Raw genomic sequence first — 11,416 nt, forward strand, 5'->3', positions numbered from 1 at the left:
AGGGAGCCGCACATGCTGGCATTCATTGTTAGACGGGTCATAAACGCGGTTGGCGTGATGCTGGCGGTGGCGTTGCTGGCCTTCGTGATATTCCGTTTCGTCGGCGACCCCGTCGACATGATGCTCAATGAGCAGGCTTCGCAGACGCAGCGCGACGAGTTGCGCGAGCGGTTGGGGCTGAACGCGTCGGTGGGCATGCAGTTCGTGCACTTCGTGACCAACGCGGCGCAAGGCGAATTCGGCATTTCCTATCGCAACCAGCAGGACGTGTTCGCGCTGGTGGCAGAACGCTTTCCCGCCACCTTCGAACTGGTGATGATGGCGACGCTGCTGTCGCTGGTGATCGGCGTGCCGCTGGGCGTGCTGACGGCCATCTACCGCAAGTCGCGCGTGGCGCAGGCCTTGCAGTTCGTGTCCATCCTGGGCATTTCGCTGCCCAGCTTCGTGGTCGGCATCATGCTGATCCTGATCTTTTCGGTCCAGCTGGGCTGGCTTCCCGGCTTCGGCCGCGGCGACACGGTGAAGATCGGGTGGTGGTCCACGGGCCTGTTGACGCCGTCGGGCCGCGCGGCGCTGGTGCTGCCGTCCATCACCTTGGCACTGTTCCAGATCACGCTGATCATGCGGCTGGTGCGGGCCGAGATGCTGGAGACGCTGCGCACCGAGTTCATCAAGTTCGCGCGGGCCCGTGGCCTGCCGGACCGCGTGGTGCATTTCCGGCTGGCGTTGCGCAACTGCCTGATGCCCGTCATTACCGTGACGGGCATGCAGATCGGCAACCTGATCGCGTTCGCGCTGATCACGGAAACCGTCTTCCAGTGGCCGGGCATGGGACTGCTGTTCATCCAATCGGTCATGTTCGTGGACATCCCCGTCATGGCTGCCTATCTGGTGATCGTGTCCTTCATCTTCGTGGCGTTGAACACGCTGGTGGACATGATGTATGGCGTGGTCGATCCGCGCCTGCGCAGCCAGCACGTCAAAGGAGGCGCCAATGCTCACTAACCCTTTCTCGGGCGGCGCGCAGAGCCGGCTGTCCCGCTTCCTGCAAAGCGACCTGTGGTGGAGCTTGCGGCACGACTACGTGGCGATGGGCGCAGGTATCGTGCTGCTGGCGGTGGTCTTGCTGGCCCTGTTCGCGCCGTGGATCGCGCCGCAGAATCCCTATGACCTGGCGCAGTTGGACCTGCTGAACGCCGAACTGCCGCCTTTCTGGGTGGAAGGAGCGGATCCGCAGTTCCTGCTGGGCACGGACACGCAGGGCCGCGACGTGTGGTCGGCCATCCTGTATGGCTCGCGCATGTCGCTCGCGATCGGCCTGGCGACGGTGGTGCTGTCGCTGGCGATCGGACTCCTGGTGGGGTTGGCGGCCGGCTACTTCGGCGGCTGGATCGACAACGCGCTGATGCGGGTGGGCGATACGCTGCTGAGCATCCCCACGATTCTTGTCGCCATCCTGGTGACGGCGGTGTTCCGGCAGCTGCTGCCGCCGGGCCTGCGCGAAACGTTGTCGTCGGTGATCCTGATCCTGGCCATCTCGATGACCAACTGGGTGCAGTATGCGCGCACGGTCCGGGCCTCGGCACTGGTCGAACGCGGCAAGGAGTACGTGCAGGCGGCGCGGCTGATCCGGGTCAGTGCCTTGCGCATCATGTTGACCCACATCCTGCCCAACACGCTGACGCCGGTCATGGTGACGGCCACGCTGAACCTGGGGCTGGCCATCCTGATCGAGGCCACGCTGAGCTTCCTGGGCGTGGGCATGCCGCCCACCGAGCCGTCGCTGGGCACGCTTATCCGCTTGGGCAACCAGTTCCTGTTTTCGGGGCAATGGTGGGTGGTGGTTTTCCCCGCGCTGTATCTGAGCCTGATCGTGCTGGTGGTGAACCTGCTGGGCGACTGGCTGCGCGACGCCCTGAATCCCCGGCTGCGCTGAAAGCGCGTCGTTAAAAATCGAGGTCAAGCATGGAAAATGCAACGCTGTATACCCAAGTGCGCCCGGCGGGCGGTGAACCGACGTCGGTGCTGGTGCGCGACGGGCGCATCCAGGCGTGGGGCGGCGCGGCCGTCGCCGGCGTGCCGGTGGTGGACGGTGGCGGCGCGCTGTTGCTGCCGGGGTTGATCGACGCCCACGCGCACCTGGACAAGACGATGTACGGCATGCCCTGGTACCGCAACGAAGTGGGGCCGCGGTTGATCGACAAGATCGAGAACGAGCGCGCGGAAAAGAAGCGCCTGGGCATCGACCCGTATCGCCAGTCGGCACGGCAGATCGTGATGTCGATTGCGGACGGCACCAGCCATATCCGCAGCCATGTGGACGTGGACACCGACATCGGGCTGGCCGCGATCGAGGGCGTGATGCGCGCCTGCGAGCAGTACCGCGATCAGATCGATGTGGAACTGGTGGCCTTCCCGCAAAGCGGGCTGCTGATCCGCCCCGGCACGTTGGAATTGATGGATGAGGCGCTGCGCATGGGGGCGCACGTCGTGGGCGGGCTGGACCCGGCTGGCATGGACCGGGATCCCAAGGGGCATCTGGACGCCATCTTCGGCCTGGCCGACAAGCACGGCAAGCCGATCGACATCCATCTGCACGAGGCCGGCGAACTGGGCGCGTTTTCGATGCAGATGACGATCGATCGCGTGTTGGCGCTGGGCATGCAGGGCAAGGTCACCCTGTCGCATTCGTTTTGCCTGGGTATGACCGATACGCAGGCGGTGCAGGCGCTGACCGACGGGCTGCTGGAAGCGGGCGTGCACATCATGACGACGGGGTCCGCGTCGCGCCCGGTGCCCAACGTGGCGCGCCTGCGCCAGGCGGGCGTCGTCGTCTGTACCGGCAACGACGGCATGCGCGATACCTGGGGCCCCTATGGCAAGCCGGACATGCTGGAACGCACGATGCTGGTGGGCTTGCGCAATAATTTCCGCCGCGACGACGAACTGGCGCTGGCGCTGGACGTGGCCACCTACGGCAACGCGCGCGTCATGAACCTGGCGGACTACGGGTTGGAACCCGGCTGCCACGCGGACTTCGTGCTGGTGGATGCCGAAACGGTCGCGGAGGCGATCGTGTCGCGGCCCGTGCGCAAGTTGGTCGTCAAGCGCGGCCGCGTGGTCGCGCGCGACGGCCGCGCGCTGGCGGAGGCGCCCTGATGCGCGCCGCCGAAGGCCCGATCCTGCTGACGGCCCGCTGGGTGGTCGGCCATGAAAACGGGCGTCACTGCCTGTACGAGAACGGCGAAGTCGTCTTCGACGGCAACCGCATTGTCTATGTCGGCCATCGCTATCCGGGCCACGTCGCGCGCCGCCACGACTACGGCCGCGCAATGATCGGCCCGGGCTTCGTGGACCTGGACGCGCTGTCGGACCTGGACACGACCATCCTGGGTTTCGACAATTCGCCCGCCTGGCGCAAGGGCCGCATCTGGCCGGAAACCTACATGAAGCAGGGGCCGTACGAGATGTACACCCCCGCCGAACTGGCCTTCCAGAAACGTTATGCCTTTGCGCAGTTGATCCGCAACGGCATCACCACGGCGCTGCCCATCGCGTCGCTGTTCTACCGCGTCTGGGGCGAAACGCGCGACGAATTCCTGTCGGCGGCCAACGCGGCCGGCGAATTGGGGCTGCGCGTGTATCTGGGGCCGGCGTACCGCAGCGGCCATACGTATGTGGACGGCGAGGGCAAGATCCGCTGCCACTACGACGAGGCGCGCGGCATGGCCGGCCTGGCCGAGGCCGTGGCGTTCTGCGACGAGATCGAAGGGCGCCACGACGGCCGCGTGCGCGCCATGCTGTCGCCCGACCGCATCGAGACGTGCACGCCCGGCTTGCTGCGCGCCTCGGCCGCCGCCGCGCGCGAGCGCGGCATCCCGATCCGGCTGCATTGCTGCCAGTCGCGCCTGGAATACGACCTGGTGCTGGAGCAGCACGGCATGAGCCCGCCGGAATGGCTGCAAAGCCTGGACTTCCTGTCCGAACGCGCCTTGCTGCCGCATGGCACTTACGTGTCCGGTTCCCGCCATATCGACCGGCCCGGCCACGACCTCGAAATCATCCGCGACGCGGGCGCGAACATCGTGCATTGCCCGCTGGTGTCGGGGCGCCACGGCGCGACGTTGGAATCGTTCGCGCGCTATCGCAAGATGGGCGTGAACATTGGCATGGGTACCGACACCTGGCCGCCCGACATGGTGTTGAATATGCAGGTCGGGATGATGCTGTGCCGGGTGGCCGAAGGCACCACCGAAGCCGTGCGGTCCGAGGACTATTACGATGCCGCGACCGTCGGCGGCGCGGATGCCCTGGGGCGGCCGGACCTGGGCCGGCTGGCGGCGGGCGCCAAGGCGGATATCGTCGTGTTCGATTTCTCGCACGACCGCAACGGCCAGATGATCGATCCGATCCAGACGCTGATGGTCAGCGGCAGCGGGCGCGACGTGTCGCAGGTGATCATCGACGGCCGCTTCGTGATGGTGGACGGCCATATCGCCGGTTTTGACGCGCGCCTGGCACAAGAGCAGGCGCAATCGCAGTTCGACGGCGTGGTCGCGCGCTATCCCGACCGCACGTGGGGCCATCCCCCGGTCGACCAGATTTTCTCTTCCAGCTATCCGCGTCCCGCAAGGAGCCCGTCATGATGGCAACCCTATCCCGCCCGGCAGTGCCCGAGGCCATCGCTACGCCCGCCGGCACGCCGACCTTGTCCGTGCGCGGTCTGTCGGTGGAGTTCCCGACGCGCCACGGCGTCCTGGTGGCCACGCGCGACATCAGTTTCGATATCCAGCCAGGCGAGATCCTGGGCATGGTGGGCGAGTCCGGCGCGGGCAAATCGCTGACCGGCATGGCGGTGATCGGCCTGCTGGAGCCGCCCGGCCGGCTGGGCGGCGGCGAGATCCACCTGGCGGGCAAGCGCATTGACAACCTGCCGCCCAAGGCGCGCCAGCGGCTGCGCGGCAAGGAGATCGGGGCGATCTTCCAAGATCCGTTGACCAGCCTGCATCCTTTGTTCACGGTCGGCGACCAACTGGTCGAAACCATCCGCCACCACGACAAGTGCTCCGCCGCCGCGGCGCGCGCCCGGGCGCTGGAACTGCTGTTGGCCGTGGGGATACCGGCCGCCGACAAGCGCATCGACCACTATCCGCACCAGTTCTCGGGCGGCATGCGCCAGCGCGTGGTCATCGCGCTGGCCTTGGCGGCCCGGCCTGCGCTGATCATCGCCGACGAACCGACGACCGCGCTGGACGTGTCCGTGCAGGCGCAGATCACGGCGCTGCTGCGCCGGCTGTGCCGGGAACAGGGCACGTCGGTGCTGCTGGTGACCCACGACATGGGGGTGATCGCCGAGACCGCCGATCGCGTGGCCGTGATGTATGCGGGCCGCATCGTCGAGATCGGCCCGGTGCTGGAGGTGTTGCGGCGCCCCGGCCACCCCTATACCCAGGGCCTGATGAACGCCATCCCTGGCCTGCGCCATCGTGCCGCCCGGTTGAACCAGATCGACGGCGCCATGCCGCGCCTGCACGCCATGCCCGACGGCTGTGCGTTCCATCCCCGCTGCGCCCAGGCCGGCCCACGCTGCGCGCAGACGCGCCCCTCGCTGGCGGCTTCCCCAGCGGGCGCCACCGTCAGCGCCTGCTGGCTGCATCAAGGAGGAGTCGCTCATGCCGCGTAACGATGACCTGTTGTTGCGGGCGGATGATCTGGCCTGCTGGTTCGACGTGTCGCCGCCCTGGCTCGAGCGCACGCTGTCGCGCCAACCCGAGCAAACGCTGCGGGCGGTGGACGGCGTGTCCCTGGCGGTGCCCAGAGGCACTACGCTGAGCATTGTGGGCGAATCCGGCTGCGGCAAATCCACGCTGGCCAAGCTGCTGGTGGGCCTGGTGGCCCCCACACGCGGCAAGCTGGAATACGGCCGTAACCGCGCCGGCGGCGTGCTGCATCCCCAGATGATCTTCCAGGACCCGTACGCCAGCCTGAACCCGCGCTGGCGGGTAGGCAACATCGTGGCCGAACCCATCATCACACTGGGCTTGCGCGCCACACCCGCCGATACGCGCCGCCGCGTCGACGAACTGCTGGAACTGGTGGGCCTGTCCGCCAGCGACGCGGGGCGCTTTCCCCACGAATTCTCGGGCGGTCAGCGGCAACGGATTTCCATCGCCCGCGCCTTGGCGACGGAAGCCGAGTTCCTGGTCTGCGATGAACCGACCTCCGCATTGGACGTGTCGGTGCAGGCGCAGATCCTGAACCTGATGGGCGATCTGCAAAAGGAATTCGGCCTCACCTACGTGTTCATCAGCCACAACCTGTCGGTCGTGCGCCATGTGTCGGACAGCGTGGCGGTGATGTACCTGGGCAGGATCGTCGAGCAGGCCCCTGCGGATCAATTGTTCGATTCGCCGCAGCATCCGTATACGCGGATGTTGCTGGACACAATTCCGGATCTGGAGGATCCCAGGCGCGACCGGGAGCCGATGGGCGGTGAAGTGCCGAACCCGATCCAGCCGCCGGCGGGGTGCACATTTCACCCCCGATGCCCGGATGCCCGAGACGAATGCCGCATCGATGTGCCGGAGGTTAGCAGCGTGGGTGGGCGGCAGTTACGGTGTCACGTTGTTCGGTGGGAGAGGGCTGTGGCGGCTTAGTTGTTGTGCGGCTGGGGAGGGTGTTCTTTTGACGTCCGGCGCGTGGGTGGCCTGGGGCGCGCGGGTCAACGATTGCGGTCCGGAGCCTTCGCTCCGGACTGCCCCGTCGTCATCTTCGTTGTTGCCTGCGGCAACTGCCTTCAGATTCCCTCGGGCTTATCGACTCCCCGCGCGCCCCAGGCCACCCACGCGCCGGACTCCAGCAATTGTGCCCGGACGTCAGCCGGGGAGGGCGGCGTGCTTGGGGTTCCCACCAACGGTGGGTGGTGGTGGAAGATCTTGCGGGGCCGCTCCATGCCGGCCGCGCGGGCGGCCTCGTGGAGCTTACGCAGCGTCTTGCGTCGTGGCTTTTCTGCGCGTTGCGTGGGGGCGAGTAGCCATGGCGCCCCCGCCGATGGGCGACCTACGAATCCCCCCCATTACTTCCCGTAAACCAAATCCCTCAGCCCTAACGACAGCCCCGGCCAATAAGTAATCACCATCAAGCAGACGATCACCACGCCGACAAACGGAATCAACGGCTTGATCAATCGCTCAAGCGGCAATTTCGCCACTGCGCATGCCGCGAAAAGATTCACCCCGAACGGCGGCGTAATCATCCCCAAGGCCAGGTTCACCACCATGATGATCCCGAAGTGCACCGGTTCCACGCCAAACTTCAGCGCCACCGGCAGCAGCAGCGGGGCCAGCACCACGATCGATGCCGACGTCTCGATGAACATCCCGATCACGAACAGCGCCGCGTTCATGCCCATCAGGAACGAGAGCTTGGTATCGAAGATCTGCGACAGCCACACGCCCAGCGCATCCGGGATGCCTGCGCGGTTCAGCAGGAAGCTGAAAACGCCCGCGTTGGCGATCACGAACATGATCACGGCCGTGGACACCACCGACTTGTGCAACGTCACGGACAATTGCTTGAACGTCAGGCGACGGTAGATGAACTTGCCCACTACCACCGCGTACATCACCGCCACCACCGACGCCTCCGTCGGCGTGAAGACGCCGCCGTAGATGCCGCCCAGGATAATGACGGGCATCAAGAGGGCCAGCCACGCATTCTTGAATGCCGGCCACAGCGGCAGGCGGCCTTCGCCGTCGCGCTTGCCCAGGTTATTGCGCTTGGCGTAGAGCCACACGTAGACCATCAACGCCACACCGATCAGGATGCCGGGCATGACGCCGGCGATGAACAGCTCGCCGGTGGAGGTGTCCGTGGACACGGCATACAGGATCATCGGGATCGACGGCGGGATGATCACGCCCAGTTCCGCTGCGCTGGCCTGCAACGACGCGGCGAACGGGGCGGGGTAGCCGTGGCGGATCATTGCCGGGATCAGGATCGCGCCTACGGCGAATGTGGTGGCCACGCTGGAGCCGGCGACGGCCGCGAAGATCATGCAGGTCAGCACGCAGGTGCAGGCCAGGCCGCCCTGGATGCCGCCGACCACGCTCTTGGCGAATTCGACCATGCGCTCGGAAATGCCACCGGCTTCCATCAGGTTGCCGGCCAGGATGAAGAAGGGGATGGCGACGAGCGGGTACTTGTCCAGCGCGGCGAACAGCTGCTGGGCGACGACCACCCAGGGCAGGCCGGCGGTGCCGACGCCCGCCAGGCTGGCCAGGCCGATCGACACGGCGACCGGCACGGACAGCCCGAAGAAGATCAGCATCGAGACAATCATTATTTGGGACATGGCGATATCTGCAGCTCAGGTTCGATAGGGGGCGGCTCAGCCTTGCGCGTCGTTGCGCACGGGCACGTCTTCTTCTTCGCCGGCGCACCAGCGGGCGAGCACGGCGATGGCGGCGAGCGTCGCGCCGACAGGGATCGCCAAGTAGATCCACGAAATCGAGATGTCCAGGCTGGGCATGGTCTGGAAGCGCACGCGGTAGGTCATGTTGCCGCCGATCCAGGCCAAAAAGCCCAGGAAACTGGCGCAGATCAGGCCGATGACAGCCTCAAGCACGCGCCGTTTGGTGCCGCCCAGCAGGTTGCGCAGCAATTCCACACTGATCATGGCGCCATGACGAAAGGCCAGCGCCACGCCCAACAGCACGGTCCAGATCAGCAGGGCGCGCGTCAGCACCTCGCTCCAGTCGGCGGGCGAATGCAGCACGAAGCGGGCGATGACCTGGTAGAACGCGGCGGCGGCGGCGGCCACCAGCAGGAGTTGGGCAAGGACCGAAACCAGCTTGAACAGGCCGCGGTCGAAAGCGCATAGCAAACGCATGATGAATCCCGGTAGCGAAGGGGCGCAAAGGACGTAGGGGACGGCAAGCGGCGGGATGTCGATCCCGCCGCAGGGCCGAACCGGGGCGGTCGCCCGGCTTACTTGGTGTCGCGGATCGAGTCGATCAGCTTCTTGTCGAACTTCTTGTAGTACTCGGGGTAGGCGGGCTCGACGGCGGCGGCGAAGGCGGCGCGATCCACCTCGGACACCTGCATGCCTTCCTTCTTCAACTGCTCGACGCCCGTTTTCTCGATGTTGTCCACGTAGGCGCGCATGGCCAGGGCGGAGTCCTTGCCTGCCTTGTCGAAGTTGGCCTTGTCGGCGGCCGACAGGCCGTCATAGACGTTGGACGACATCAGCACCAGGGCGGGGCCGTAGACGTGGCCGGTCAAGGACAGGTACTTCTGCAACTGCGACAGTTTGGCCGACGTGATCACCGACAGCGGGTTTTCCTGGCCGTCGATGGTGCCTTGCTGCAGCGCGGTGGCCACTTCCGGCCAGGCCATGGGCGTGGGCAGGATGCCGATCTGGCGGAAAGCCGTGATGTGGATGGGGTTTTCCGTGGTGCGGATCTTCAGGCCCTTGGCGTCCGCCGGGGTCTTGACCGGGCGCACGTTGTTGGTCAGGTGGCGAAAGCCCTGCTCGCCCCAGGCCAGGGCGACGATGCCGCGGCTGGGGAACTTGGCCAGCATGTCCTGGCCGATCTTGCTGTCCAGCACGGTGCGGGCGTGTTGCAGGTCGCGCAGCAGGAAGGGGATATCGAAAACCCCAGTCTCGGGAACAAAATTGAGGGTAGCGCCTGTCGAAACGATGGCCAGGTCAATGGTGCCGATCTGCAGGCCTTCGATCACTTCGCGTTCGCCGCCCAGCGCGCTGTTGGCGAATTGCTGTACCTTGTACTTGCCGTTGGTCGAGGCCTCGATGGACTTGGCCATGGCGTCGGCGCCCGCGCCGTAGTGCGACGAGGTCGACAGGGCGTAGGCCATCTTCAGGGTGGTTTGGGCTGCCGTGGGCAGGGAGGTGGCGGCCGCGCAGGCGGCCAGAATCGTGGCCGCAAGCCAGGATTTACGCATTGTCTTCTCCGGTATTGGGTATCTTTATGGGTGGCTTCGCCTCCCGCCCCGGGATGATATCGGGATTCGGACGCCCTATAGGCGGTTAGTTAACATTGATGAATGATGGATTTCCCTGATATGTCACAGGCCAAGCGGCCCGGTTTCTGGTCCACCTTGCGCCTGGGCGCCAGGATGATGATGCGCGACGCCCGGGCGGGCGAACTGCGCCTGTTGGTGCTGGCACTGGTCGTGGCGGTGGCTGCGGTCACCAGCGTGGGCTTCCTGGCCGACCGCGTCGGGCGCGCGCTGGAACGCGATGCCGGCCAGATGCTGGGCGCCGACCTGGTGCTGGACGCCGATGAACCCGTGCCTGCCGCGTTCCTGGACCAGGCGCGCGAGCGCGGCCTGAACTTGTCCAGCACCTGGCAGTTCCCGTCCATGGTCGGGGCGGGCGACGGCGCGCAACTGGCGGCCTTGAAAGCCGTGGAGCCGGGCTACCCGCTGCGCGGGGCCCTGCGCGTGGCCGACGCTCCCTTCGTACCGGACGCGCCCACCCGCGACATTCCCCCCGAGGGCGCCGTCTGGGTGGATGCCCAACTGCTGTCGCTGCTGAACCTGAAAGTCGGCGACACCCTGAACGTGGGCGACGCCCATCTGCGCATCGATCGCGTCATTACCTACGAACCGGACCGCGGCATGCAGTTCGTCAATGTGGCGCCGCGCGTGCTGCTGCGCGCAAGCGACCTGCCGGCCACCGGTTTGATCGCGCCGGGCAGCCGCATTGGCTACGCCATGCTGGTGGCCGGCCAGCCGGACGCGGTGGCAGGTTATTCGGCCTGGCTCAATCAGAACCTGAAGCGCGGCCAGAAAGTCGCCACGCTGGAGTCCGGCCGGCCGGAGGTGCGTCGCACCCTGGACCGCGCGCAGCGCTTCCTGTCGCTGGTGGCGCTGCTGGCCGTGCTGATTTCCGCTGTGGCGGTGGCGCTGGCCGCGGGCCGCTACATGACCCGGCACCGCGACGGTATCGCCGTCATGCGTTGCCTGGGCGCCGTGCAGTCGCAGGTGTCGCGGATGCTGACGCTGGAGTTCACGCTGGTCGGCGTGTTCTCGTCCGCCGCGGGCTGCCTGCTGGGGTATGCGGTGCACCAGGTGCTGGTGATGCTGCTGGGATCGCTGATCGACACCCAGTTGCCCGCGCCGTCCGCCATTCCCGCCTTGCAGGGCGTGCTGACCGGCTTGTTGCTGCTGCTGGGATTCGCCTTGCCGGCGTTGGCGCAGTTGCGCCACGTGCCGCCGGCTCGGGTGCTGCGCCGCGACGCCGACACGATCAGCGCCCGCAGCGCCTTTGGCTACGCGCTGGGCGCCACGGGTTTTGCCCTGCTGATCTGGTGGTTCGCGGGCGACGCCAAGCTGGGCGGCGTGGTGGCCGGGGGTTTCCTGGGCGCGTTCGCCGTGTTCGCGCTGGTCGCGT

General features: G+C 66.6%; 10 protein-coding genes. 7 read left to right on the top strand and 3 right to left on the bottom strand.

Going from position 1 to position 11,416, the window contains the following annotated elements:
* Nucleotides 1-12: 12 nt before the first annotated feature.
* Genes HG262_RS27535 through HG262_RS27560 form a run of 6 tightly spaced genes read left to right on the top strand, consistent with a single transcriptional unit; the run spans nt 13 to nt 6,656 of the window.
* A complete protein-coding gene (locus HG262_RS27535) occupies nt 13-1,005 on the top strand; it encodes an ABC transporter permease (RefSeq protein WP_169274034.1) in 993 nt (330 codons plus the stop codon).
* Nucleotides 995-1,936 carry an ABC transporter permease gene (locus tag HG262_RS27540; RefSeq protein WP_169274035.1) on the top strand — a complete coding sequence of 314 codons (942 nt, stop codon included), beginning with the start codon at nt 995-997 and terminating at the stop codon, nt 1,934-1,936. The genes HG262_RS27535 and HG262_RS27540 overlap by 11 nt, the downstream gene beginning before the upstream one ends.
* Before the next feature lie 29 nt (nt 1,937-1,965).
* Nucleotides 1,966-3,159 carry an amidohydrolase family protein gene (locus HG262_RS27545; RefSeq protein WP_169274036.1) on the top strand — a complete coding sequence of 398 codons (1,194 nt, stop codon included), beginning with the start codon at nt 1,966-1,968 and terminating at the stop codon, nt 3,157-3,159.
* Nucleotides 3,159-4,646, top strand: a complete 1,488-nt coding sequence (locus HG262_RS27550) for an amidohydrolase family protein (protein ID WP_169274037.1) — start codon at nt 3,159-3,161, stop codon at nt 4,644-4,646. The genes HG262_RS27545 and HG262_RS27550 overlap by 1 nt, the downstream gene beginning before the upstream one ends.
* Complete coding sequence (locus tag HG262_RS27555) at nt 4,643-5,683, top strand: ABC transporter ATP-binding protein (RefSeq protein ID WP_211187803.1); 1,041 nt, start codon at nt 4,643-4,645, stop codon at nt 5,681-5,683. The genes HG262_RS27550 and HG262_RS27555 overlap by 4 nt, the downstream gene beginning before the upstream one ends.
* Nucleotides 5,673-6,656 (top strand): oligopeptide/dipeptide ABC transporter ATP-binding protein, encoded by a 984-nt coding sequence (locus HG262_RS27560; protein WP_169274038.1) that lies wholly within the window; start codon nt 5,673-5,675, stop codon nt 6,654-6,656. Before HG262_RS27555 ends, HG262_RS27560 begins: the two co-directional genes overlap by 11 nt.
* A 419-nt stretch (nt 6,657-7,075) precedes the next feature.
* Here the strand turns inward: HG262_RS27560 and HG262_RS27565 are convergent, their stop codons facing one another.
* The 3 genes from HG262_RS27565 to HG262_RS27575 all read right to left on the bottom strand — a co-directional run bounded on the left by HG262_RS27565 (nt 7,076) and on the right by HG262_RS27575 (nt 9,963).
* Entirely contained in the window at nt 7,076-8,353 is a 1,278-nt protein-coding gene (locus tag HG262_RS27565) for a TRAP transporter large permease (RefSeq protein ID WP_169274039.1), read from the bottom strand.
* Between the two features lie 36 nt (nt 8,354-8,389).
* Complete coding sequence (locus HG262_RS27570) at nt 8,390-8,890, bottom strand: TRAP transporter small permease (RefSeq protein ID WP_169274040.1); 501 nt, start codon at nt 8,888-8,890, stop codon at nt 8,390-8,392.
* Between the two features lie 98 nt (nt 8,891-8,988).
* Entirely contained in the window at nt 8,989-9,963 is a 975-nt protein-coding gene (locus HG262_RS27575) for a TRAP transporter substrate-binding protein (RefSeq protein WP_169274041.1), read from the bottom strand.
* A 102-nt stretch (nt 9,964-10,065) separates the two neighbouring features.
* On the opposite strand from HG262_RS27575, the gene HG262_RS27580 reads away from it, so the two are divergent.
* A partial coding sequence (locus HG262_RS27580; protein ID WP_169274042.1) for an FtsX-like permease family protein occupies nt 10,066-11,416 on the top strand: 1,351 nt, incomplete at its 3' end.

Source organism: Achromobacter sp. Bel, assembly GCF_012928505.1.
Lineage (GTDB): Bacteria > Pseudomonadota > Gammaproteobacteria > Burkholderiales > Burkholderiaceae_B > Achromobacter.